At 35.7% G+C, this 25,742-nt stretch carries 26 protein-coding genes; 12 read left to right on the forward strand and 14 right to left on the reverse strand.

Annotated elements, in window-relative coordinates; translation table 11 throughout:
- Positions 1-109 precede the first annotated feature (109 nt).
- The 4 genes from BUB45_RS13910 to BUB45_RS13925 form a co-directional block, all read right to left on the reverse strand.
- A complete protein-coding gene (locus tag BUB45_RS13910) occupies positions 110-295 on the reverse strand; it encodes a hypothetical protein (RefSeq protein WP_073010777.1) in 186 nt (61 codons plus the stop codon).
- A gap of 1,013 nt (positions 296-1,308) precedes the next feature.
- The gene (locus BUB45_RS13915; protein WP_073010780.1) at positions 1,309-2,199 is read right to left on the reverse strand and encodes a ClpXP adapter SpxH family protein; all 891 of its coding nucleotides are present in this window, start codon (positions 2,197-2,199) and stop codon (positions 1,309-1,311) included.
- 17 nt (positions 2,200-2,216) lie between these two features.
- A complete protein-coding gene (locus tag BUB45_RS13920) occupies positions 2,217-2,600 on the reverse strand; it encodes a globin domain-containing protein (protein ID WP_073010782.1) in 384 nt (127 codons plus the stop codon).
- A gap of 119 nt (positions 2,601-2,719) precedes the next feature.
- Positions 2,720-3,286, reverse strand: coding sequence for a CYTH domain-containing protein (locus tag BUB45_RS13925; protein WP_073010802.1), 567 nt, complete (start codon positions 3,284-3,286; stop codon positions 2,720-2,722).
- 168 nt (positions 3,287-3,454) lie between these two features.
- Between BUB45_RS13925 and yjbM the strand changes: the two genes are divergently transcribed.
- The 3 genes from yjbM (at position 3,455) to BUB45_RS13940 (ending at position 5,983) form a co-directional block, all read left to right on the forward strand.
- Positions 3,455-4,063, forward strand: a complete 609-nt coding sequence (gene yjbM, locus BUB45_RS13930; protein ID WP_073010804.1) for a GTP diphosphokinase — start codon at positions 3,455-3,457, stop codon at positions 4,061-4,063.
- Positions 4,064-4,266: 203 nt separating this feature from the next.
- Positions 4,267-5,073 (forward strand): NAD kinase, encoded by an 807-nt coding sequence (locus tag BUB45_RS13935; RefSeq protein WP_073010807.1) that lies wholly within the window; start codon positions 4,267-4,269, stop codon positions 5,071-5,073.
- Positions 5,057-5,983: an RluA family pseudouridine synthase gene (locus tag BUB45_RS13940; protein ID WP_244527741.1), complete on the forward strand. Its 927-nt coding sequence runs from the start codon at positions 5,057-5,059 to the stop codon at positions 5,981-5,983. The genes BUB45_RS13935 and BUB45_RS13940 overlap by 17 nt, the downstream gene beginning before the upstream one ends.
- Here the strand turns inward: BUB45_RS13940 and prpE are convergent.
- Entirely contained in the window at positions 5,949-6,695 is a 747-nt protein-coding gene (prpE, locus tag BUB45_RS13945; RefSeq protein ID WP_073010809.1) for a bis(5'-nucleosyl)-tetraphosphatase PrpE, read from the reverse strand. The genes BUB45_RS13940 and prpE overlap by 35 nt on opposite strands.
- Before the next feature lie 170 nt (positions 6,696-6,865).
- Here prpE and mgtE point away from each other — a divergent pair, with 170 nt between their 5' ends.
- Together mgtE and BUB45_RS13955 are read left to right on the forward strand one after the other, a co-directional pair.
- Positions 6,866-8,251 carry a magnesium transporter gene (gene mgtE, locus BUB45_RS13950; protein ID WP_073010811.1) on the forward strand — a complete coding sequence of 462 codons (1,386 nt, stop codon included), beginning with the start codon at positions 6,866-6,868 and terminating at the stop codon, positions 8,249-8,251.
- A 630-nt stretch (positions 8,252-8,881) separates the two neighbouring features.
- Positions 8,882-9,343, forward strand: coding sequence for a CotO family spore coat protein (locus BUB45_RS13955; RefSeq protein WP_073010814.1), 462 nt, complete (start codon positions 8,882-8,884; stop codon positions 9,341-9,343).
- Between the two features lie 104 nt (positions 9,344-9,447).
- On the opposite strand, the gene BUB45_RS13960 is transcribed toward BUB45_RS13955, so the two are convergent.
- The gene (locus BUB45_RS13960) at positions 9,448-9,906 is read right to left on the reverse strand and encodes a CotY/CotZ family spore coat protein (RefSeq protein ID WP_073010817.1); all 459 of its coding nucleotides are present in this window, start codon (positions 9,904-9,906) and stop codon (positions 9,448-9,450) included.
- A gap of 458 nt (positions 9,907-10,364) precedes the next feature.
- Between BUB45_RS13960 and BUB45_RS13965 the strand changes: the two genes are divergently transcribed.
- The 3 genes from BUB45_RS13965 (at position 10,365) to BUB45_RS13975 (ending at position 11,248) form a co-directional block, all read left to right on the forward strand.
- A complete protein-coding gene (locus tag BUB45_RS13965) occupies positions 10,365-10,601 on the forward strand; it encodes a hypothetical protein (RefSeq protein ID WP_073010819.1) in 237 nt (78 codons plus the stop codon).
- 98 nt (positions 10,602-10,699) lie between these two features.
- Entirely contained in the window at positions 10,700-10,903 is a 204-nt protein-coding gene (locus BUB45_RS13970) for a hypothetical protein (RefSeq protein ID WP_073010822.1), read from the forward strand.
- Between the two features lie 84 nt (positions 10,904-10,987).
- Entirely contained in the window at positions 10,988-11,248 is a 261-nt protein-coding gene (locus BUB45_RS13975) for a hypothetical protein (RefSeq protein WP_073010824.1), read from the forward strand.
- Positions 11,249-11,292: 44 nt separating this feature from the next.
- Here BUB45_RS13975 and BUB45_RS13980 read toward each other — a convergent pair whose 3' ends face one another.
- The 6 genes from BUB45_RS13980 to BUB45_RS14005 form a co-directional block, all read right to left on the reverse strand.
- Positions 11,293-12,003 (reverse strand): DUF421 domain-containing protein, encoded by a 711-nt coding sequence (locus BUB45_RS13980; protein WP_244527742.1) that lies wholly within the window; start codon positions 12,001-12,003, stop codon positions 11,293-11,295.
- A 154-nt stretch (positions 12,004-12,157) separates the two neighbouring features.
- Positions 12,158-12,583 carry a GNAT family N-acetyltransferase gene (locus BUB45_RS13985; RefSeq protein ID WP_073010827.1) on the reverse strand — a complete coding sequence of 142 codons (426 nt, stop codon included), beginning with the start codon at positions 12,581-12,583 and terminating at the stop codon, positions 12,158-12,160.
- Positions 12,580-13,098: a YjcG family protein gene (locus tag BUB45_RS13990; protein WP_073010829.1), complete on the reverse strand. Its 519-nt coding sequence runs from the start codon at positions 13,096-13,098 to the stop codon at positions 12,580-12,582. The genes BUB45_RS13985 and BUB45_RS13990 overlap by 4 nt, the downstream gene beginning before the upstream one ends.
- A 133-nt stretch (positions 13,099-13,231) precedes the next feature.
- Positions 13,232-13,957, reverse strand: a complete 726-nt coding sequence (locus tag BUB45_RS13995; RefSeq protein ID WP_073010832.1) for an alpha/beta hydrolase — start codon at positions 13,955-13,957, stop codon at positions 13,232-13,234.
- A gap of 143 nt (positions 13,958-14,100) precedes the next feature.
- Positions 14,101-15,915 carry an ABC transporter ATP-binding protein gene (locus BUB45_RS14000; protein WP_073010835.1) on the reverse strand — a complete coding sequence of 605 codons (1,815 nt, stop codon included), beginning with the start codon at positions 15,913-15,915 and terminating at the stop codon, positions 14,101-14,103.
- A complete protein-coding gene (locus tag BUB45_RS14005; protein ID WP_073010838.1) occupies positions 15,905-17,641 on the reverse strand; it encodes an ABC transporter ATP-binding protein in 1,737 nt (578 codons plus the stop codon). Before BUB45_RS14005 ends, BUB45_RS14000 begins: the two co-directional genes overlap by 11 nt.
- Before the next feature lie 568 nt (positions 17,642-18,209).
- Between BUB45_RS14005 and BUB45_RS14010 the strand changes: the two genes are divergently transcribed.
- The 4 genes from BUB45_RS14010 (at position 18,210) to BUB45_RS14025 (ending at position 22,755) form a co-directional block, all read left to right on the forward strand.
- A complete protein-coding gene (locus tag BUB45_RS14010; RefSeq protein WP_073010841.1) occupies positions 18,210-19,268 on the forward strand; it encodes an AEC family transporter in 1,059 nt (352 codons plus the stop codon).
- A gap of 25 nt (positions 19,269-19,293) precedes the next feature.
- Positions 19,294-20,307 carry a 2-hydroxyacid dehydrogenase gene (locus tag BUB45_RS14015; RefSeq protein WP_073010844.1) on the forward strand — a complete coding sequence of 338 codons (1,014 nt, stop codon included), beginning with the start codon at positions 19,294-19,296 and terminating at the stop codon, positions 20,305-20,307.
- Positions 20,308-20,587: 280 nt separating this feature from the next.
- The gene (locus BUB45_RS14020) at positions 20,588-21,643 is read left to right on the forward strand and encodes an AEC family transporter (RefSeq protein ID WP_073010847.1); all 1,056 of its coding nucleotides are present in this window, start codon (positions 20,588-20,590) and stop codon (positions 21,641-21,643) included.
- 86 nt (positions 21,644-21,729) lie between these two features.
- A complete protein-coding gene (locus tag BUB45_RS14025) occupies positions 21,730-22,755 on the forward strand; it encodes a 2-hydroxyacid dehydrogenase (protein ID WP_073010850.1) in 1,026 nt (341 codons plus the stop codon).
- Positions 22,756-22,993: 238 nt separating this feature from the next.
- Here BUB45_RS14025 and BUB45_RS14030 read toward each other — a convergent pair whose 3' ends face one another.
- On the reverse strand, positions 22,994-23,716 hold the full coding sequence (locus BUB45_RS14030; protein ID WP_073010868.1) for a response regulator: 723 nt from the start codon (positions 23,714-23,716) through the stop codon (positions 22,994-22,996).
- Positions 23,694-25,292 carry an ATP-binding protein gene (locus tag BUB45_RS14035; protein ID WP_084723693.1) on the reverse strand — a complete coding sequence of 533 codons (1,599 nt, stop codon included), beginning with the start codon at positions 25,290-25,292 and terminating at the stop codon, positions 23,694-23,696. The genes BUB45_RS14030 and BUB45_RS14035 overlap by 23 nt, the downstream gene beginning before the upstream one ends.
- Positions 25,293-25,742: the final 450 nt, after the last annotated feature.

Genomic DNA, 25,742 nt, shown 5'->3' on the forward strand with positions numbered 1-25,742 from the left:
CACTTACCTTATATGATAAACCTTAAAAACTATATATTTTTTATAGTGTAACAAAAAAGCAAGATGCTAAATACATCCTGCTTTTTTGTTGATTAATACATAGGGCGTTCTAGCGCATACCTCGTCCGCGATACGTTCGTTTATAAACGAAGGAATAAATGGTTAGATAAATGGAAATAAACAATAATGGTAATGTTATATAAAGAGGCATAACTTGCATGAGCCCTAAAATATTTAAAATAAAAGCAACAACAGTTAAAATTAAAAAAAGAATGGGTTGAACGAATGTTCTCATATAATCACCTCTCTCTACAAAATATTAACTATTTGTTTGTATTATTCCTATTTTGTTAAGCTTTTATTTTACACTATAGGAAAGTATAAAGATTTTTTTGGTTCATAGTATAAGAACTACAAAGGCTTTTTCCATAAGATCTCGCAAAAAGCCAAGTTTTTCTAAAAAATGTGAGGAAGATATTTGCAACGCACTCGCCTTTCTAGGGCTTGCGCGGGAAACGATCTAAGAAAACGCTTTTATTATTGACATTTTTGTGAATCAATGCACATAACTATTGCATCTAAGCGTATTACTTGGTATATTTAGAATGTAAGTTAGATACAAACAAAACCCCTTTGTTTGATCATGAAACTTTCTCCCATCCCCCTTTGTTATTACAAAGAGAAAAGAAGGATATGCGCTGCCCCGCATATCCTTCTTTCTTTGTATAAAAATTTATAAAATAAGTTGCAATATTGGTGGTAAGCGAAGTTTATCTATAGATTTTTTCTACATGATAGGGTGTATATCGCAATTGAAAAGTGAGCCATTTCGCAATTAAATTTGAGCCACCCAAAGTTAGTGGAATTCACAAACTTAGAAAAAACATTTTAAAACTGAGTGGGCTTGACATGGAGCCTCTACGGGCATGAATTCTTTGCGAAAGCGTGCGGTAGGAAAGGATTTCGCACCCCAATCAGGGTATCATGCCCGCCTCTTCATATAAAGACGATAAAGTGTGGTGCAAGATCAAAATTCACAAAGTAATAGTGGCTCAGTTTTAAGTTGTCATCTGGCTCACTTTTCATGTGCTATAAACATAGGGAAAGTATTTGGTTTATACTATAGGGGGAAGGACGACCATTCTCAAAGTAAAAAAATAAAAGCCCTATAATAAGGCTTTTTTTGTACTATAGAAACGTATAACATTTTTTGTCCAAAAGTATGAGAAAAACTACAGCTTTCGCCATAAGAATTGCCAATTTCAAACAGTAATGCAATAAGTGTGGCATGCAATATGGAAGAAAGGACTATTCTTGGTAGACCCAAAAATTTCCATGTTTCACTGGTATACATTTGACCTTTTGTCTTAATTGCAATTTTTTCATTTCTCGCTCTGTTTTAGCTTGTGACCAGTCATAAACAACCGCAATTTCTGTGGTGCTTACGGTTTTGTAATAAGAAAGGAAATCTTCCAACATCGGTTTTTCAGAGGGAATTGCATGTTTTTGCAATATTTCTCTTAGAACACGTAAATAAATATCATATGGATAAAGTCCAGAAATTTTAATTCCTTGTTCTTCTGTAAATTGATTAAAAAAAACAATCGTTGGAATATATTCAACTTGCATTTCTTGTGTTAACTTTACGTCTGATTGAAGTGCTTTTTTTGCTGACTTGGAATAAAGATCAGATATAAACTCATTCACATCTAGATTAGCTTCCTCTGCACAGGTTAAAAGAGCAGATTCTTTCGAAATATCTTGTTTATATAAGAATGCATTTTCGCGAATTTTACGTAAAAACATTTTCCCAGCTTTTTTTCCTTGTAATTCTGCCGCTTTAATAGCTAAAGAAGCAATCCATGGACTGGAGACAGGATTTTCTTCCCATAGATCTCCATCACAGCACATGCCAGTCCGTTTTGCTGTTTTTTCCCACAATTCCTTTATGTTACGTGGACGTTCAAAATATTCTTGGTTTAATAAATTTAAATAACCGCTAATGATTGGACGAATAGTGAAAAAACGTCCATATTCTGTAGAAAGTTTCTTTAAAAAAGGTTCAAGCGCCCAACATTCCGGACATAATGGATCGATAAAGACGTAGATTTCTATAGGTTTCTGAACAAAATCAACATAGCTATATTTTTCCGATGTGTTTTGATACAAGGAATCTGCTCCAGAATATTCCCAACTCACACCGATTCTCCTTTCTCCTAATCTGGCGTGTTCATCATGTGGTTTGCAGTTAAGGTTAGTTTTTCAAATATAGCTGTACGATATGGTTCTTCGATTTCTGCTTCGATAAGCGCATTTGCCATACATGTAAGCCAAGCATCCTTTCGTGTTGGTGTAATTGCAAAAGGTAAATGTCTTCTGCGTAACATTGGATGGCCTCTTTCTTCTGCGTACAAAGGCGGTCCGCCAAAAAATTGCGTGAGGAACAATTTTTGTTTATGAATCGTTTCTGTTAAATCTTCTGGAAATATAGGAATTAAATCCGGATGCTTGCTAACTCTTGTATAGAAAGCTTCGACAAGCTTTTCTACAACAGGTAATCCGCCAATTGCTTCAAAGATAGAATTCGTCTGGTTCCTCATGTGTACTCCCCTTACCAGTTTCTATATATTGTAGCAACGGAAGGCTTGTTGGGCAAATAATCTGATTATCCAAGCTCTAAAAATACTAAGCTCAATAATAATAAAGAAGTTAGTTGTATTTAGTTACTTTTAAAAAATCGCTCAATCTTATTTGGTGTATGACGTCTTGGGATTGAAAACTTATTCAATACATGGTTGAAAAAAATATGTCCTGATTCATAAGATGTTGCTTCTAGTTCCAGTTCGTAGTCTGACATTCCGTTATACGTACTGAAATCTAAAACAAGAAGAACATTTTGACATTGTAATTCTCTTCGTTCAGTAGTTAAACTACCAAGGCACATGAGGGAACCAATGTCTACACCTAGTTCATTTAACTGTTTTGCAGTTGCTTCTTTTACAACCATTTTTCCCTGCATACACGCTTCCGCTTCTTTTTTTGTAAGCTTATCGTGTGTCTCTAATAAACCATTAGGATGCGGCTGTTTTAACGTTAGTTGATATTGGTTGTCTTTTTGTCTGATACGTAATGCACTTCCTAATCCTTGCAAAGTATGATCCTTTGTTTCAAAATAAAAATTGGTTTGCGTTACAGCTTTTTTAGGGAATGGAAGTTCGGTTAACAATGTATGATACTCATCGGAAGTTAATAAATTTTTAAATTCAATTTCTATTTCTTGTGTCATGCCTGTCCCCCTCTTGTAATAACCAAGTTCTGCTATCATTGATTATCGCTAATCTGAAATGAATTTGCAAAGATTATTGTTCTTCTATTTTATGGTACAATAGTAGAGTCTTGACGTAACGTATTGTAACTATATAACTTGATTTTAACTTATCAGGTGGTGTTTAATGTGAAATGGCAATCTATACTTGCGCCATATGCCCAAGTTGTAGAAGAATTAAAAGTTAAATTAAAAGGAATACGTAAGCAATTTGAATATGAGTCTGAACATTCACCAATAGAATTTATAACTGGTCGTGTGAAGCCAGTTCCAAGCATTATAGAAAAAGCTGAAAGCCGAAAAATCTCATTAGAGCATATAGAAAGTGAAATTCAAGATATTGCTGGAGTAAGGGTTGTTTGTCAATTTGTGGATGACATTTACACTGTAGTAGAAATGATCCGTGCAAGAAATGATTTAATAATTGTTGAAGAAAAAGATTACGTTTCTCAAAAAAAAGAAAGTGGCTACCGTTCCTATCACCTCATTATTGAATACCCAGTAGAAACAGTGTCTGGGATGAAAAAACTGCTAGCAGAAATTCAAATTCGAACGTTAGCAATGAACTTTTGGGCTACAAATGAGCATTCTCTAAACTATAAATATAGAGGTCGTATACCAGCAAACATAAAAGTACGATTACAAAACGCTGCAGAAGCTGCTTTTAAGCTAGACGAGGAAATGTCAAAAATTAAACATGAAGTTCAAGAAGCACAAAAGATGTTTCATCGAAAATAATCTAGTTAAGGTAACGTTTTGAACAACCTCTTAGTAGAACTGCATTCATCTTTTCATTTTCTAATATGAAAATGTTTTAACCTAACAAGATTCTTTTATAGATAAGTTTTTCATACAAAACGCTTTCGTGTGATAAAACTTCATAGCTTACGCATCTAGCACAATAATTTTCTAACATAGACAAATGAAAGGAGGAGGCAATCATGAAATTTGCTATCGTATCTAAAGGTGATGAGCGTTCCGAACAAATAAAGGCGACAATAAAGCAATATTTAACGGATTTTCAATTAGAATATAATCAAAATGAGCCTGATTTAGTCATATCTGTTGGTGGGGATGGTACATTTCTAGAAGCTTTTCACACTTATTTACAGCGGTTAAATGAAACAGCGTTTATTGGGATACATACTGGCCATCTGGGATTTTATGCTGACTGGGTTCCGGATGAAGTAGAGAAGCTAATCATAGAAATTGCGAAAACGCCATTTCAAATTGTTGAATATCCGTTATTAGAAGTGATTATTCGAGGGAAGTCAGGAGGAATTGAAGATCGTTTTTTAGCTTTAAACGAAGCTACAATTAAAACAGCTGATGGTTCTGTTGTGTTTGATGTTGAAATTAAAGGTGAACACTTTGAAACATTTCGTGGTGATGGTTTATGTATCTCCACGCCGTCGGGTAGTACGGCATATAATAAAGCACTAGGCGGTGGCATTATTCACCCTTCTATTGATGCCATTCAATTAACCGAGATGGCATCCATTAATAATCGAGTTTTTCGGACCATTGGATCACCACTCATCTTACCTAAGCACCACACATGTTTATTGAAGCCTGTTGTTGATCGAAGTTTTCTTATAGCGTTTGATCATTTTACTACAAACTATGCGAATGTGAAATCAATTCAATGTCGTGTTGCTGAAGAACGTATTCGCTTTGCTCGCTTTCGCCAATTTCCTTTTTGGAAAAGAGTACGTGAATCATTTATTGCAGATGAAAATAACAGATAAGAGGAAAGTGAATATTATGAAATGGATTATTAAGCAACAGCATGAAGGAATGCTTCTTCGTGATTACATTCGCCAAGTTCAAGGAGTATCTAGACGAATTTTAAAAGCAATTAAATTTGAGGGCGGCCTCATTTTAGTAAATAATGTGGAACAATCTGTTCGTTATGTATTAAAAGAAGGAGACGAAGTGGAAATTACATTGCCGATAGAAAAAAAGGGGAATTTTATGGTTCCAGGAGAAGTCCCCCTTTCGATTATTTATGAAGACAAAGATATCATTGTACTTGATAAACAGGCAGGTGTAGCAGTTCTTCCTTCTTACCATTATCCTACAGGTACGATAGCTAATGGGTTACTAGCCCATTATGAGCAGCAAAATAGTGCTTCTACGGTTCATATCGTGACAAGGCTAGATAAGGATACTTCTGGACTAATGTTAGTTGCTAAGCATCGATACAGCCACTCCGTTTTATCCACATCTCAGCAAGCAGGCGAATTAAAACGAAAATACCAAGCGATTATAGCTGGGGCTTTAAGCAAGACTTCGGGTACAATCGATGCACCAATCGGGAGAAAAGAAGATTCCATTATTGAACGGGAAATACGAGAAGATGGAAAACGAGCCATTACTCATTATCATGTAGAGTGTAATTTAACAGACTGCTCTTTTGTCACCGTTCAGTTAGAAACAGGAAGAACGCATCAAATTCGTGTTCATTTCTCTAGTATAGGACACCCGCTATATGGCGATTCATTATACGGAGGTGATGTTAGTGTCATACAGCGTCAAGCTTTGCACTGCTATGCGTTAACATTTCCGCATCCCATTACAAAACAAACATTGTGCTTTTCAGTAGATTTGCCATTCGATATGGTTAATGCGCTTCGTAAGTTGAAAACTTCTCTTTGACAAATGGCTGTTTGGAAGGAACAGCCGTTATCTTTTCCTCAGGGAGAGAAAATGCAGTCAATTGATTTCCGAACACACAGCCAGTGTCAATGTTTACTGTTTTATTTAAAAATCTTGGCTGCAACACGGGTGTATGCCCATAAATGATCCATTTATCTCCTTGATAATACGCCGCCCAATCACGACGTACCGGTCTTCCATCAGCATGAAATTCACCAGTTGTATCTCCATATAAAACAAATGATGTTACTTTTTTATCGGTTCTTCCGACGTAGCTTTCTTTGATACCTGCATGCGCAATAATCGCATTACATGTTGGAATTTGCAAATATAATGGCGCTTGCTCATATAACGTCATGAATCGCTGGCGAATAATAGCTTGCTCTTCTTTAGAGCAACGCTTATACTCGGCAACGGTTGTTTCTAAACCATGTCGTACCTGTACTTTATTACCTAAAAAATAACGATATAATTTATTACAGTGGTTTCCGGGAACGTATCGTGCTTTTTGATGGGTTACAACCATATGGTATACGAGTGTAATTACGTTTAGGGAATGTGGCCCCCGGTCGGTTATATCACCTACAAATACTGGCACACGCTGTTGTGGGTGAATATAAATAGTTTGTTCTTTTTTGTAGCCTAATTTGGAAAATAATTGCTCTAATTCTTCGAAGCAACCGTGAACATCACCAATTACATCTATTTTCATAGAAACACTCCTTGATTTGTTGGCTGTTTTTGGATATGATATGTGCGTGATTAAACAATATGGATGGTACAAGTTGCTCTTTATTATAAACAACCCTTGCCACCCATCCAAGTAAAAGGGTTCACCAGCTTTAAAAAGCTTAATGGAATAGGGTAGAAGGAAGTGATCGTATGGAAACCAACCATCGTTATGACAAAGATTATGAAAAGCAGTATGAACAGCATTGGAAAAAATTACAACAGCAATTAAAACGAGAAAATATGGAAGGGTTTCGTAACGAATTCCTTGATATGCATTCCTATGACCAAGCTATGTTTTTCATTGAACAGAAAAAATCAATTCGTTTACAAATCTATACTTATTTATCTCCAGAAGAGATTGCAGATATTATGGAGAGTATCGATGAAGAGGAACAGACTCGCGAATTAATTAGTGAAATGGATCCTCGCTTTGCGTCTATGGTGCTAGCGGAGATGTCCGCAGATAACGCTGTCGATATTTTGAACGAAATGGATAAAGATCATATTGCTAGCTTTTTAACCATTATGGATACATCCGCAGCAGATGAAATAAAGCACTTATTACATTACGAAGAAAAAACTGCCGGAAGTATCATGACAACAGAATTTATCGCTACTTATAAAACAAACACCGCCAAGCAGACGATGCAACAATTAAAGGAGCAAGCGCCTGATGCAGAAACAATTTATTATTTATATGTATTAGATGAAGATAAGCGTTTAGTGGGCGTGTTATCTTTAAGAGATTTAATTGTAGCACCAGAAGACACAAGAATAGAACGTATCATGATGGAAAAAGTCGTTGCTGTATCAGCTGGAAAAGACCAAGAAGAAATTGCTCAAATGATGCGAGACTATGATTTCTTGGCATTACCGGTGGTTGATTTTCAAGACCATTTATTAGGGATTATTACCGTTGATGACATTATGGATGTTATGGAAGAAGAAGCAAGCGATGATTATTCGAAGCTTGCAGGGGTGTCAGATATGGATAAACCTAATGATACAGCATTAATTTCCGTGAAAAAACGTTTACCTTGGCTAGTCATTTTATTGTTTTTAGGAATGTTTACTGCAAGCCTTATTGGTCGATTTGAAGAAACATTAAATCAAGTAGCAGTCTTGGCTATTTTTATACCTTTAATTGCTGGAATGGCAGGTAATTCTGGCACACAAGCATTAGCTGTTGCAGTTCGAGGTTTGGCAAACGGAGATTATGGTAAGCAAGGGAAAATGAAGTTAGTTTTACGGGAAGCAAGTACAGGCTTTATTAATGGGGTTATTTGTGGCCTGCTTATTACCCTTGTGATTTATGTATGGAAACATGATATTTATTTAGGAGTGCTTGTAGGAATTTCTATAGCTGCAACTTTATTTGTAGCTACAATTGCAGGTGCATTAGTACCTATTTTTATGGATCGAATAAAAATTGACCCTGCTGTTGCTTCAGGGCCATTTATTACAACAATTAATGATATCATTTCTATTCTCATCTATTTTAGTATGGCAACACTATTTATGAAGTATTTAATCTAGAGCATAAAATGCTTTTTGTACTGGTCTAGGAAATTAATGGGAATTATAAAATGTAGCAACTGTGGAAAAACTAACTAAGTTATTTAACCACGTCCGGCACAGGCGCCCAGCAACTAGGCGACTTCACTCCATTGTCCTAAGGTAAGTCATCATCGGTTCGTTTTAAATAGGAAGGCCGACTAAAGACGGGCTTGCCGGAGTGCGCCGGCATACTCCTGTTGCAGGAGCAAGATTCCTAAAACTTTCTTTGATTCGCTCCACTCGCTACGTTGCTAATCGGGCGCCCCCGGGCCTCAGTTCTATGTGGTTAATAATATAGCATAATATTTAGGAGTTATTGTGTATGCAAAAACTCTTACCAGCTTGTAGAGAAAACACATTGTTTTTCTACAAGCTTTTTTACTGTCTAAGAAATTATATCTTCATTGATTCGTTCCAGTAGCTATGTTGCTAATCGGGCGGTTGCGCCTTTGTTCTAGTATAAGCAAAACAACGGCTTTTTTCTACAGAAATACTTGACGATATCCAAATATCTTCAGATCATAAACCTTTTCTCGGATGCAGAAAATGAACAACACATTTTTCTGGGCATTTTCATATAATGAAGAGAAAGGAAGGGGGGAAGTAAGAATGGGGAAGAAGTATGCAAAAAAACCATTACTTTTCATCCATCAACCGAATGAAGGGCAAATGCACGTCCCAATGCAGCATATGTATGTAACTCCGAAAAAGGAGCAAAATGAAACATCAACAAATGGCGGGGAGGAAAAAAAGGGGATGAGGCATCCATCTTTTAACAAAAATTATAATAGTAAAGAAGAATATGAGCAGGAAGAAAAGTTAAAGCAAAATCAAACGGAGGAAAAGCAAAAATTTAAAGACATGTCGATTGAAGAAAAAGTAGATTATTTTATTAATTCTCCTAGCTACGCTCCAAAGCTAAAATGTGAAATTAAAACGGATCAACGAACATATCGCGGTGTTATTACTGGAGCTGAAGGGAACGATGTATACATTCGAGTCGGTAATCGTTCCGCCAGCGCAAAAGTAAGTTTGGATGATATTAAGCATATTAAGCTTTTAGGGTTTTAAAAATACGAGTGGGGCTACTGCATAGTCCCACTTGCCATGTATTATATAAAATGGATGTAAGTTTGAACACTGAGACCTTTTTCGTCTCAGTGTTCATTTGGAAGTTAGTTTAAAGCATTTATTGCTGGAAGACATGTTACATGGCAGAAGCAGTTTAGGTCTACTGTGATACAAATGCCTGTAGCACGTAAAGGTTTTGTGTCTTGTTCTACCGGGTTGTCAGGATTTTCTTTATCATCACGAGGATCTCTTAAAAGTTCAATTACTGCACAGCAATCATTGGTTACTTTCTTCACCCTAAAATAAAAACTTGCAACAATATCACCGATATTACTTGGATGAGCTCCATAACCTTTAAATGGCTTACAAGTTCCTTTGCAGTACAAAATCACTGGAACTGTATCAAGTCCGTTGCCTTGATCTGTCTCCCCCAGAAGATCGTTAATTGATTGTTCACAGCTGGAATCACAGCAATTTTCTATAACGTCATTTTGCGCATCAGCGATTTCTTTTAAAATATCGCATACACAATTTCCTGTATCAAAATCTTTTCCACATCCCATGAATGATTTCTCCTTTCGACTTTTGATTGACTCATTTGTCCTTACTAGGATATGTACGGATGTATAGATTGTGTGGGCATTACCACCAATTATGCGTAGAGAAATTAAACGCTTCGTTTATCTCAGATATAAGGTGTTGAAAGGCCTACTTTAAGAATGACAAATCCTAAACTGAACAAGTCAAAGTCGGAGATAACAGCAATTAAATCAAAGTTACACATGACGGTTTATCCTGCAAAGCAAAATGACATCTTTTGAGAAGGGGAGGTTTCTAATGAATTGTTTTTTATCACTATAGGAAAGTATAAGGTTTTTTGATTTATAGTATAAGAACAACAAAGGCTTTCTCCAAGACTTGGCGACAAGCCAAGTTTTTCTAAGAAAGCGGGCGAATGTCTATACTGATTTCAAAATGAAACATAGACTAATAACGATTATATTGAAGAGGAGTGAACAACATGTCGGAAAGAAAAAAGCAAGTAATTCATGTGAAGGATCTCGTCATTAAAGCAGATAATGTTTTTATTGAACCGCAGCGACCGCCCCGTCCACCGCACAGAAGAGATCCATTTTCTTCAAGCAGACGTCCTTTCGATGAAAATGAAAAAGAGGATCACGAAAAAGAAGATTCTTATCACAGAGAAGATGATGAACATAGAGAAGATGAGCGTAGATCGCCATTTTCTTGGCTTTGATTAAATAAATCCTTCATTAGATAATTTTGGTTACTAGTATAGATGCACGTAATACGACAATATGAACGATACGGTTGGTACGGTCGGAGGTAAAAAGTATGCGCTTCATTGAACCTAAATGGTTGCATAATATGGATGTTATTGATAAGCATTTGCAGAAAAATGAAAATTGGCTACAATATCCAGATAAAAAAGCGGAACAGTGGGAAATGGAGATAGTTAATTGGAATGAAGTTTTTTTAAAGCAAATGGCTCAAATCGAAAATGCTTTATTAGAAATCGGAGCTAAATTAGAAGAGTAAAATGTATGGATTATTTTGAAATAGGGTATATAATAGTAGAAAGATAAAAAAAGGCTTTCCATATCTATAAAGGAGTGGTGGTACATGGGATATATATTGCCAATAAAGCAATACCAATATCAGCAATATCACCAAAGAGTAAGCGTAAAGAAACAGGATACAATGCCAGTTCAACGCCCATTTAAAAGCGTACTTGATCGTAGGCATCAACAATTATCCAAGAAATATGAACGACTCCATGTAGCTGGGTATGATCGATATGTGTTAACGCGCCAGGAAGCTTTGGCATCATCGAAGTTTCTTGGAATGTATAAAAAAGGAGATCGGTTCAGCGTAGAGGTATGATAAGTTTTTGACTTACTATTAAATATGATAAGAAGTAATCCTAATTACTTCTTATCATATTTTTTATGCTCTCTATTCACATAAGGAAGGATAAATAACGCTTCGCCTTTTTTATATTCCGCATAAAAAACATCGCTTATATGTTTATATTGTTGTGCTTCTAATTGGTCGATTAACCATTCTTCCGTCAAATTCTTCTCTTTTAAATTGTCATAAATAATTTCTCCATCATTGATTAGCGTAGTAGCTAAATACGTTTTCTTAGTTGAAATTTGAAGATCTTGCTTATTCGGTGTTTGATAGGCGGGCTTTAGAATAACAGATACGGTTCCGTTTGTCTCCATAAAAGCAAATTCTACTTCTTGAATGGAAAAAACATCTTTAGCCCGCAAGAGACTTTGTAATTGATTAATATCTAAATTGTTTTTCTTCATGACATCTCTTATCAACTTGCCTCGGTAAATGATAAAATCGGGCGCTCCTTCTAACAAGCTGCGCGTACGTTTGAATTTTTGTGTAATTATCTCTGTTAAATATAGCAAACTTCCCCAAAGAATAATCACAAAGGCTATTTCAATGACACCTGCTTCTTTGTCGAACAAAGCATTTCCTACTAATTCTCCGAGAATTAAAGCAGATATGAAGTCAAACGGCGTTAATTGAGTAATTTGTGTTTTCCCTAATAATTTTGTGAGCAAGAACAAGGCGAAAAATCCGAAAATGGTATCTATGAGCATTAGCCAATAGTGATTCAAATGAATGACCTCCTTGAGCAAATCAGTATTAGGTTTACCTGATGTACGGAAATCATTCATTAAATTAATATAAAACAGGAGTAGGTGCAAAGACCAGCTCCTGTTGAAAAAACAATAACTATTACTTATGCAAGTCTAAATTACTAATGAGTGTTCAAGGTAATTGTTTTACCATTGTAACATGAGGGATACCAGCATCTAGAAACTCATTAGATATAGTCTCATACCCTAATTTATGGTAAAATTTCTCAGCATGTGTTTGCCCATTTAACTTTGCTTTTTGAAAGTCATTTTCAAGAATGGCCTGTTCCATACGGTGAATTAACTGTTTTCCAATAGATTTTCCACGATATTCTTTTAATACACAAATTCTTTCAAGCTTCCCGTAAGACTCTACAAAACGGAGACGGCTAGTAGCGATAGGAATTTCGCCATCGTAAACTATGAAGTGGATTGCTTCGTCATCATATTTATCCATTTCTTCTTCAGGTGATACATTTTGTTCCTGAATAAAGACGACAGTACGGATACGATAGGCGTCGTCCTGTTCTTTATTGGTTGTGACTTCTTTTATAATCATACGTATTCCTTTCCAAACACAAATGTTTCGTAAACGGTCCAAGATCCATTTTCTAGCTGATACATTAATTGGAAACGATCAATTTGATCTTCTAGTTGGGTTTTCTTCATGCTTAAGCTGCTATATACATCGGAGTATTCATCATCTGGAAGCTTTTGAGCAATCGTTATATGTGGTACAAAAGCATATTCTTGATTATCAGGAAATTTACCTGCATGCATTCTCTCGTATAAGTCAACGAGCTCTTGCCTTGGTTCGACTTTAAAATAGATGGTGTTCGTTATCGGAGCGAAAGTACTAACTTTGTTCATATGAATGGTAAAAGGATCCATTTCATTAGCAATATGTTTTAATTCAATAATTAAATCATTAATCAGTTGATCATCTGCTTCAAAAGATTCCTTTAACGTAATGTGCGGAGGAATTAAAGCATAGTGTGGATCATACCTTTTTCGATAAGAGTTTGCTTCATCTTGAATTTCCTTTGTTGGAAAAATAACAATACCATATTTCATCTCATAAAACCTCCTAGTAGAATCAATGATTTATGCCTAATTTATTCAACTCTTTGCAATGATTTTACCTTAACCTTCATTATATCAAATATGTGGATAAAGTAAGAGAGTATTTTGTACTATCTGAAAAAAATTATGGAAACATGGAGATAAGGGTGCGCTTCATATCCTGTTGCCAATATTTCCATGTATGTTCTCCAGCCTCTAATTCGTAATAATCATAGCTGGAGGTGGTACTTTGTAAGATGTCATGAAGCTTTCGATTAGGTGTAAGAAAGTCCATCCTTTCGCCATTGGTCATCTGTACGTTTGTTTCAGCTTTTCCGATTGTATGGTAAATGGCAACTCGATCCAAGTTTTTGGCTGTTTTTATTGCATTTAAAACGGTTTCGTTTACATAAGGAGATTGCATGATTACTTTTCCAAACGTATTTGGGTAGCGAATGGCTGTCATAAGGGCAAGCGTTCCTGCTAAAGAGTCGCCTAATAAGGCTCTAGATTGCCCCATGTAATAAGTGGGAAATAAATGATCTAAAAAAGGTACAACCTCATGTCCTAAAAATTTTATATAGGCTTCATTTTGTTTACCGTCTGGATGATACTTTTCACGACGGTCAAACTTATCTTTGTAATGAATGCCAACAAATATCGTATTGGTAATTTCTTGATTATCATGTAGCCGATCACTTAAAGTAGCTACTCTTCCAAGCTGATAATAATCATTGCCATCTTGCATAATGCAAAGTTGATATTTGTATAGTGGGGAGAAATCTTCCGGTTGATAAATCGTTAATGTCATATTTTCTTGTAAGTACTTGCTATTGATTTGTTTCTCAATCATAGAACCTTTTCTTCCCAAGTTTTTCACTCCTTTTACCTGAATATAAATGTGTCTTATCCTTTCACATTAGATTTAAAAAACCTGACAAGTGCAAGGTCCTGATTTCACATGTGTAAAGTTTGTAGCGATAAAGGACATGGGTATGAATTAAAGGAGTTTCCTTATTGTTCCCTTACCTGTCCTTTATTTAAATGATAATACTTTCCTTGCAAGTTAAACAGTTCCTCATGGCTACCTTGTTCTTTGATTTCCCCATTCTCTAGCATAATAATCTTATCGGCTTCTTGAATTGTGTTCAGTCGATGAGCAATGACGAAACTCGTTCTCCCCTTCATTAAACGTTTTAAAGCATCTTGGATCTTAAGCTCTGTTATAGTGTCAATATTACTTGTCGCTTCATCAAGAATCAAGATTTTCGGTTTCGCTAACAGTGCGCGTGCAATCGTCAGTAATTGCTTTTGTCCTTGACTAATGCCGCTTCCTTCTTGGTCAAGCATTGTGTCATATGCATTCGGTAAGCGTTGAATAAATGCATGCGCATTCGCATCTTTTGCCGCTTGAATGACTTCATCATCCGTTGCATCTAGACGTCCATATCTAATGTTTTCACGAATAGTTGCTCTGAATAAAAAGGCATCTTGTAAAACAAATGCCATATGTTGTCTTAAACTAGAACGTTGAATGGTGTTTAATGGTATGCCATCCAGATATATTTCTCCTGCATCGTAATGATAAAATCTAGAGATTAAATTAATGATGGTTGTTTTTCCTGCACCTGTGTGCCCGACAAAAGCAATTGTTTCACCTGGTTTTGCCTCAAAGCTAATATTCTTTAAAATATAGCTATTTCCATACCCAAAAAAAACTTTATTAAAAACGATATGTCCATTTGTAGTGGTAAGCTTTCGAGCCGTCTTCTCATCTGCTTCTTCCTGTTCTTCATCCAATACACGAAATACTCGTTCGGCGCCTGCTACAGCAGATAATAATATATTAAACTGATTGGACAATTCATTTAACGGTCGTGTAAATTGTCTAGCATATTCTGTGAATATGACAATAACGCCTACTGTTACGATATTATTTATAGCTAAAATGCCTCCCGCTAATGCGATGAGTCCAAAGCTTAAAAAATTGAGCATATTCATTACTTTGGGGATAAATCCAGAAATGGTCAGGGCCCAAAAACCTGCATGGTTTAATTGCTTATTACGTGTTTCAAATTCTTTTATAACACGCTGTTCTTGAGAAAAAGCTTTGACAATATGCTGACCAGATAAAATCTCTTCAACATACCCATTAATTTCGCCTAAATTTTTCTGCTGTAATTTATATAAAGGGCCCGTTCGTTTTGTTATCCAGCGAATGGCAAGAAACATAATGGGTACTATTACCATAGTTATAGCTGTTAGTATTGGGCTAAGATAGAGCATAACACCTATCGTTCCTGTTAGAGTTAGAATACTCGAGAATATTTGGATAACGGATTGATTCAACGTGTTATTCACATTGTCAATATCGTTTGTAATCCGACTCATTAATTCCCCGTGTTGCCGCTTATCAAAATAAGCAATTGGCAACCGATGAAATTGATAAAACAAGTGTTTTCTTAGCGTGAAAACGGTAGTTTGGGCGATGCCAATCATCCAAAAATTTTGCAGAAAAATGGATAAAGCATGAAAGAGATAGATGACTACAAGCCAAATCAATAACGTAACTAATCCGGTTGTTTGTTTAGTAACAATGAAATCATCAATTGCCATACCAATCATAAACGGTCCTAAAAGACCAAGCGCAGAACTAGCGACTACCATGAAAATAACGAGTGTTAACTTTATTTTTTCATTAGCTAAATAAGACCAAATGCGCTTGATGGTTCCTTTCGTATCTTGAGCACGTTTTTGATTATGGCTTGAATTTGATGATATGGGTATTTTTTTATATTGAAAAGGCTGTTTCAATTGTTTACTTAGCATGGGAAACTTCCTTTCCAAATTGAGATTCTACAATACGCTGATATAGCTCAGAAGACTTAAGAAGGAATTGATGTGTGCCAAGTGCTAGTATCTCTCCTTTATCCAAAAGAAGAATACGGTCGGCACGCATTGCTGTACTTATCTTCTGCGTAATAATTAATGTAGTGCAATGATAGGTTTCAATAGCTTCTAACAATTGAGATTCTGTAGCTAAATCCAGTGCGCTCGTACTATCATCCAACATTAGGATTTTTGGTTTTCGAATAAGTGCTCTAGCGATAGAAATTCGTTGTTTTTGTCCTCCAGAAAGATTCACTCCTTTTTGCCCGACTTTAGTTTCATAACGCTCATTTAACTGCATAATTGTTTCATGAATTTGAGCATCTTTTGCCGCTTGTATAATTTCTTCCATGGTAGCCCGAGGTTTTCCCCAAGCGATATTTTCCTTTATCATGCCAGTAAATAGTAAAGGAGATTGAGGTACGTAGCCTATACTATCGCGAAGCTGGTTCAAAGGATACGACGTAACGTCTTGATCATCAATGGTAATGATCCCATGATTAGCCTTATACAATCGAGGGATTAATTGAAATAAAGATGTCTTCCCTGCACCAGTAGCACCCATTACAGCAATTTTTTCTCCGCTTTTCACGTTAAAGGTGATATCGTGCAAGACCGATTCTTTATGAGCAGGGTAGGAAAAATATACGTGTTGGAAAGATATTGTCCCACGTTGAACATGATTGACGGTAGTGTCACTCCAATCTACGTTTTGCGCCCCCTCTGTATGGATATGCAAAATGTCGTTCACGCGCTTGGTAGATGCTTGCATTCGTGAAAACGCCATAATAATAAATGTAAACATAGAAATAGACATGGAAACTCTTAATGCATAATTAATAATTGCAACAACATCGCCAACATTCGTCGTTCCAGCTACTACCTGTGCATTGCCTAACCAAATAATAAATAATAGGCTCATATTCATAACTAATAACAAAACGGGCATCGAAGCTTCAACGAAACGAAAGGTCGACCTCGTTCTTTCGGCTAACGATTGGTTGGCTTTTTTAAATCGTACTTCTTCGTGTTTTCTACGAGAAAAAGCTTTGATTAAGCGCATACCACTCAAATTTTCTTGCATCACCTGATTTAATGTATCGACGCTTTTTTGTACGTTTTGAAATAACTTGCTAGCAATTTGAAGCACCCAAAGAACAAAACCAACTAATAGTGGAACGGTAATGAGAAAAATAATAGCAAGCTTAGCGTTTACGATAAAGGCCATTACAACACCACCAATAACGATTAGTGGTGCTTTTGACATAATTCGAAGGAGCATATAGATGGTATTTTGCATTTGTCGAATATCATTGGAAAATCGAGTCATTAAAGCAGATGTTGGATATTGATTCAAATGTGAAAATGAAAAAGCTTGTATTTTAGCAAATAGCTTTTCACGTAGGTCGTAAGCAAACCCCCAGCTTACATGTGAAGCGTAAAATGAGTTAATCAGACCAGCTATGAAAGCGATGAAAGCAAGCGTAATCATAATGCTTCCCCATTTCAAGATGGTTGATAAATCTTGATTCACCACTCCTTCGTTAATCATTTTCCCTAATAAGAAGGGAAGTGCAAGCTCCACAGCCAGTTCAACAAGCATAAGTGCAAATGCAACGGCAGCCGGTAGCTTATATGGTTTCATAAATGATAAAACAGTCTTCAAGGATGACTCCTCCCCATGATGCTACACAATTTCTACCTATTATAAATGCATTTTATGGATTTATCCAATATCCAAACCGTAAATAGATTAATGATCAATAATTCACAAATAAGATTTGCAAAAACCGACAGACCACTTCAAGTAAAAGATAGAGAAAGGCTCTTAAGCTATCATTTCCATTTTATTTTTAAAATAATGTATTCCTTATAAATGCGCTTTGTATAAAAAGCAGACTATAGGGAAAAATTTGTTTGAGTCAATTCAAGCTTTTTTTAAAAAATAAGAAAAGCATTGCGGCGTAACCAAATAACTGAATAGGCCCCGTCCGGCACAAGCGCCCAGCAACTAGGCGACTTCACTCCATTGCCCTAAGATAAGTCATCATCGGTTCGTTCTAAATAGGAAGGTCGATTAAAGACGGACTTGCCAGAGGGTGCCGGCATACTCCTGTTGCAGGAGCATGATCCCTAAAACTTTCGTTGATTCGTTCCAGTCACTACGTTGCTAAACGGGCGCCCCGAGCCTTTATTCAAATGTAAAGGATATATTAAAAATTTGGAGGGAAATCATGACGATACTTCAAGAGATTCAACAGACATTTACAGATATGAAAATAGTTAGTGCCATTTCTTCTACGTTGTTCATTATATTGTTGGGATTTTTTCTACGTAAAAAAGAATTATTTAATGATCAAGTTGGAAAGGTACTATCAAAAGTAGTTCTTATTGTTGCATTACCAGCGTTAGCATTTAAAGCATTTATGCAAGATATTGATGCTGAATCATTAGCAGAAGGAATAGAGGTGCTTATCTGGGGGATAGCTATCTATATTATTTTGATCCTGATATCCAAACCAATGTATTTAAAATATAAAGGAGATCGTCAGGATACATTGCGTGTATTAACTATATTTGGATCTACCACATTTTTTGGAATACCGATTGTTGGAGCAATTTATGGAGCAGAGGGAATTTTATATGCCTCTATTTTCAACATTGGGTACCGTATTTTTCTATACTCTTATGGGTATATCAAAATGAGTGGATTGAAAATGGAAGTTGGAAATATAAAAGAAATGTTTCTTAATCCTATCATCATTGCCACTTTTTTAGGATTATTTATCTGGATATTCCAAGGGTATTTGCCTCAAGTTAGTGTCGTGGCAGAAGATGGAACAAAGGCAGATGTGGCATTTTTGCGCATTGACCAAACAGCACCTTGGTTGTTTCAGCCGATGGAATATCTTGCGCGATTAGCTTCTCCACTTGCGTGGTTAGCAATTGGGGCGACCTTAGGGGCTATTAAGTTTAGAGCAGCTTTAACGGATCGGACATCCTTGTTCTATAGCTTTAATAAAGTAATTATTGTTCCTCTTTTAAATATTGCTTTCCTTTCTTTGCTTGCAGTAACGAATGTGCTTGTTGTAAGTGATGTTTCTTTAGGAACAATAGTAATTATGATGGCAACCCCAACAGCTACAGTGGCAGCAGCGTATGCAATCAGCTTCGATCGAGATGCTTTGTTAGCTTCAAACGCATCGCTCCTATCGACCATTACAGCAGTCATATTTATTCCAATATGGATTATTGTAATTAATATAATAGCTGGACTACCTATATTTGGATAATGAAGCATAAAAGGAGAATGACAGCATGAATTTTAAAATAGTATGTTATGGCGTTCGTGAAAATGAAACTGCCTTCTTTCATAAACTTAATCTATATCAATTTCAATTAAAGCTAATCAAACCTTTGTTAACCCATGAAAACATAGAAACAGCAGAGGGGGCAGATGGTGTCTTATTACGGGCTAACTGTACGGCAGATAGGAAAAATTTGAAGAAATTGCAGGAGTATGGTGTGAAGTATGTTTTCACTCGTACAGTAGGCTACAATCATATTGATTTAGAGGCCGCTAAAGATTATAACATATATGTAGCAAGGGTTCCTTCTTATTCTCCAAATGCAATTGCAGAATTAGCCTTAACTTTGGCGATGTCTTTGTTAAGGCATACAGCTTATACGACAGCAAAAACAGCAGATAAAGATTTTACCGTTGACCCAGTCATGTTTAGTAAAGAAGTGAGAAATTGTAAAGTAGGGATTATAGGTACAGGAAAAATTGGACTTACAGAAGCAAAATTGTTCAAAGGTTTAGGTGCAACGGTGTTAGGTTATGATATTTACCAAAGTGCAGCAGCGAGACAAGTGGTTACTTTTAAAGAACTGGACGAATTGTTAAAAGACAGTGATATTGTCAGCATCCATGTTCCTTATTTACCAGGTGAAAACGAAAAGATGATTAATGAATCATTTATTTCTAAGATGAAAGATGGGGCTATTCTAATTAATACCGCTCGTGGAGAACTGCAAGATAATGAGGCAATACTGGAGGCTTTATTAACGAAAAAAATAGAAGGATTTGCTACGGATGTATTCGCTAATGAAAAAGAGATATTTTTCCAAAAGTTTACGAACAACGATGAGCTTGATCCAACAGTCAAGGGTTTGATTGAACTGTACCCAAGAGTGTTAATTACTCCTCATATCGGTTCCAATACAGATGAGGCACTTAAAAACATGATTGAAACTAGCTTCCAAAATTTTTATGATGTACTAACAAATGGAAGCACGCCGAATGCTGTATCAGTAACAAAAAATAGCTAAGTTTAATTTCAAATAGCGGGGCGAAGATAACCGCTAGTTATATTCCCGCTTTTTGAGTATAAAAAACTTCCGTTATTATTACAATTTACTCTTCAAGGAGTAATTGTATAGCCATTATGCTCAATATTTCACTTACTTTAATTACAAAAGTTAGTTTAGTTAGATTATATTTTAAAAGCGAAGCGATTGCACTATTATAAGGCTGTAAGAGATAGCGCGCTAAATTATCTATAAATTATTATGTGAAAAAATTCACAATTAAATTTTGGAGGAAAAGACGATGGAAATACTAGAAATTTTTAAAACCACTTTTACAGATATGAATATTATCAGTGCGATTACATCAACGATGTTCATTATTTTATTAGGTTATTATTGTAGAAAGAAAAATATCTTTAGTGATCAAGTAGGAAAAATGTTATCCAGAGTGGTATTGTCTGTAGCGTTACCAGCTTTAGCACTAAAAGCTTTTATGAAAGATATTGACCAACAATCGTTAGCTGAGGGAATGGGTATTTTAATTTGGGGAATTGCTATTTATATTATTTTAATTATTGTCTCTAAACCAATGTATGCGAAGTTTAAAGGGGATAAAGAAGATACATTACGTGTACTAACTATTTTTGGTTCCACTACGTTCTTTGGTATTCCAATTGTTGGAGCAATTTATGGTGCTGAAGGTGTTCTATACGCTTCCATCTTTAATATTGGCTATCGGATCTTTCTTTACTCTTACGGCTATATAAAAATGAGCGGGTTGAAAATGGAAGCAAAAAATATTAAAGAAATGTTTTTAAATCCGATAGTTATTGCTACCTTTGTAGGATTGTTTATATGGGTATTTCAAGATTCCTTACCACAAATGAGCGTTGTAGCAGCAGATGGTACTGCTTCAACTGTAGCATTTTTAAGAATTGATCAAACTGCTCCATGGTTATTTAAGCCAATGACATACTTAGCAAGCTTAGCTTCACCTTTAGCATGGTTAGCAATTGGAGCAACATTAGGCTCTGTTGATTTTAAAACAGCTATTTCGGATCGGACATCCTTAATATACAGTGCGAACAAAGTTGTACTAGTTCCAATTATTAACATTGTTATTTTGGCGATTCTTTCATTAACGGGCATCTTGACGATGAGTGCAGTATCTGTAGGAACCATCGTTATTATGATGGCGGCCCCTACTGCAACAGTAGCAGCTGCATATGCTATTAGCTTTGATAAGGATGCGTTACTTGCATCGAATGCTTCTTTACTATCAACGATTAGTGCAGTTGTCATGGTTCCAATCTGGATTATTGTCATTAATATGATTACTTCAACAAATTTATTTTAAAAAAATAGGATTTTAGAGCTTCGTACAAATGAAATGCGAGACTTGATATCTGATGATTAATAATATTCAATAAGGAGAGGGTAAGAATGACGATTAAAGTAGTTTGTTACGGCGTAAGAGAGAATGAAGAGCCATTTTTTAACCAATTAAATAAATACGGTTTTGATTTAACTTTAGTGGAGGATTTACTAACACATGATAATATAGATACAGCAAAAGGAATGGATGCTGTGTTACTACGAGGAAATTGTGTTGCCGATAGAATAAATATTGGAAAAATGCATAGCTTTGGGGTTAAATATGTATTTACTAGAACCGTCGGCTATAATCATATTGATTTACAAGCAGCAGCAGATTACGACATGTATGTAGCACGTGTACCATCTTATTCACCCAATGCTATTGCTGAATTAGCTTTAACGCTTGCTATGTCGTTATTACGCCATACTGCTTACACAACCGCTAAAACGGCGAACAAAGATTTTACTGTTGATTCCGTTATGTTTAGTAAAGAAATTCGTAACTGTAAGGTAGGGATTATCGGGACAGGGAAAATAGGTTTAACAGAAGCAAAGCTTTTTAAGGGACTTGGTGCAGAAGTGCTCGGTTATGATGTTTACCAAAGTGAAGAAGCGAAGCAAACAGTTACTTTTATGGAATTAGATGATCTATTAAAAGAAAGTGACATTGTGAGTTTACATGTTCCTTATTTCCCAGGGAAAAATGATAATATGGTCAACGATGATTTTATTGCCAAAATGAAGGAGGGAGCCATTTTAATTAATACTGCTAGAGGAGAACTTCAAGATAATGAGGCGATCCTTAAAGCACTTCGTACACATAAATTAGCTGGATTTGCCACGGATGTATTTGCAAATGAAAAGGAGATTTTCTTCCAACAGTTTAATGATGGTAAAAAGCTAGATTCAACTGTACAAGCACTTGTTGATTTATATCCACGTGTGTTGATTACACCCCACATCGGATCAAATACAGACGAAGCTTTAACAAATATGATTGAGACAAGCTTTGAAAACTTACATGATACGATTACAAAAGGGAGCACGACAAATGTCGTAGAACTTCCTGAAAAGAGTCAAGCTGTATCCTAGATTTGTTAAAAAAGTATAATTACCCCTAAAAGTTTTTATACTTTACGATCGTAAAAAAAGAGGAAGCATCTTTGAAGGTGCTTCCTCTTTTTTACAGTAAGATACAAAGACATCTTGAATCGAGTTATCTATTATCTAACATGACTAAATTTTTTTCAGGCAAGCGATTACCTATCATGTTTGAAAGTAAGAAAAATGGTGGGTTTTGCAACAGACTTTCTTTTATTTAAGGTAAAATTCACTTATAATCTACAATTAAATGCTCTTTGTTTGGCACGACATGGTAAATCATAATAGGACGACCAACGGATAAATATTTTAATTCTGATTCTAAAAAACCAATGTCATTTAAATGCTGCAAGTATTTTCTTGAAGAAATTCGTGATAAGTTTATACTTGAAGCAATATCCTCGGTAGAGAAGGCATGAGTCTGTTTTTCAATAGCTTGAAGCACCTTTTTTAAGGTTAGTTTGGATAAACCTTTAGGGAGAGGTGTTAAGGCATTATTATTTCTGGATGATATTGGTGTTTTTTCTTTAATAAGCAGTTGATCTAACGTTTCTTGATCCGTTTTTTCCATGCTCGTTGTCAATTTATGATATTGCATAAAGTTATCGATGGCTACTTTAAATCGTTGGTAGGTAAAAGGTTTAATTAGAAAGTCAATGACGCCGTACTCTAAGGACGTTTTAATTGTTCCAATATCATCCGCAGCTGTAATCATGATAACGGGTATCGAATACTGTTTTTGTCTTAATTCTTGCAAAAATTCTAAGCCTGTTTGGCCGGGTAAATAAACATCAAGCAAGATTAAATCGGGTATGTCCATTGTTAAGGCTTCCCAAACTTCCGTAATTGTTCCTACTGCGGCAATGGTATGAAATCCTTCTGATCGTTCGATATATTGTTGGTTAATGGTAGCTACCATTGGATCGTCTTCAACGATCATTACTTTCATCATTTTTGTTCCTCCATTTGAACGGAAATTCGATACGAAAAGTACTTCCTCGTCCCGTTTTTGCTTGGACATCGACAAGTCCATGATACTGCTTTACAATGGATTGAATGGCGTCCAATCCATAGCCTCTGTTCTCTCCTTTTGTAGAATAACCGCGTTCGAATATTTTAGGTAATACATGTTTTTCTATGCCCGATCCTGTGTCTTGTACTTCAAACATAATTACTTCTTCAGCTTCATCATATTTCAGAAAAAGGGTTACTTGCTTTTTAGAGTTGTTTAATACAGCTTCTTTTGCATTGTCAATAAGAATACCCATAGAGAGTAGTAAGTCATGAAGCATATCGCCGATTTTTATCGCTGGAAAATAGGAGTCTTCATCAATGATTAATGTAACACCTTGTTCGTCGAGCTCACTTGTTTTCCCAAGTAAAAAACCTGCTATTGCTGAGCTTTTTATTTTATCCGTTACAAAACCCATTTCACGATGATAATTATGATTAAGGACACGTACAAAATGGTGCACATCTTCATACTTTTCTAGTTCAATCAAACCTAAAATAGTGTGGAGTTGATTCATAAACTTATGGTTTTGCGCACGTAAAGAATCAATGTATTGTTCCGTCCCGCTTAACTCTCGAATTAGATGTTGTAGCTCAGATTGATCATATAAAGTTGCTACCACTCCATAGATGCTCTTATCAATGTAAATGAGTTGCACATTGACGATAAATTCATAATGGTTAATAACTGTTACTCGGTTAGCGATCGGTTTCTCTGTTTTAAATACATCGTCAAATATTAAGGAAAAAAGCGTATCATTAAGGTATCCATTGGAAATTGCTTTTGTTGCAACTTCTGTTTTATTGAGTAGCTTATTAAAATTAACATTTTGTAATAATACCTTGCGCTTAGGAGAAACAGCAATAATTGCTTCACTAACAGAGTCAATAATAATTTCTTTCTCTTTCATATGAGCAACAATTTGTTTAGGTTCAAGTCCTAATAGCACTTTTTTTAAATATCTTGCTAAGTAAAGCGCGCCTATGATACCTACTAATAGACCAACTCCGAGGCCGACATATAAATTTTTCCGCGCATTCCATAATTCATCATTAATAGTTTGTTGCACATACCCTACGCAAACAATTCCAATCTGTTCCCCTTCGTCATTCCAAATCGGTGTAAAAAAGCGTGTTCCTTCTCCAAGGATTCCTATATGTCTAGAATAATGCTCTGTACCATTCAATGATCTACTTGCATCTTCAATATTAGAAAATGTGCCACCAATTACACTTTCATCTGGATGCGACTTTCGAGTAAGTTCATTATCTAAAACAACAACAAAGCTGACGCCAGTTGCATTCATCACTTTATTTGCATAGTTTTGAATAGTAGCGTCTGACGGAGAACCTTCCACTTTGTCTATCACACGTGTATCTTTAGCGACCATTCTAGCAACATTTTTAATTTTATTTTGCACTGCTCGATGTTCTCTCTCCAATACATAGTCATCTAAAAGAATGGCAGAAGCAATAAGCGAGGCTATGACAGAGATTAAAACGAGCAAGGTAGTCATTTTCTTCAATGAAAGTTTTGCCAGCCATTTATCTTTAATGTTGTCCAGATCCCTTCTGTTTTTTCTGTTCTTTATTGTAGCAGGATTGCATCCTCACTTCCAATAGTATGTGAGAAAATGAGCCTGAAAAGTAGCTTAAGAATTTTTTGCACAAAATCCAAGTATTAGTACAAATGTGGTTCGTTAAGAGTTGGTGGCATAAAAAATAAAGAGGGAGTTGGTAACATTTGTTAGTCTCTGTAACGAGAATAGGAAACAAGTGCTCCATATAAGAAGGGAAGAGAAAATATGCTTTTCATCTAGTTCATGCACCTGATCATAAGTGGTTAAGTCATAAAGATAGTTGAGACTAAGGAGTGTGTTATACAGATTATTGGACTTGGTTGAAGATCAGATCCCATTGTTTGTTGTTTAATTGATGCAAAACTTAATTTAAAAGAAGATACTATG

Origin of the sequence: Virgibacillus chiguensis (assembly GCF_900129865.1) — a bacterium.
GTDB lineage: Bacteria > Bacillota > Bacilli > Bacillales > Amphibacillaceae > Virgibacillus > Virgibacillus chiguensis.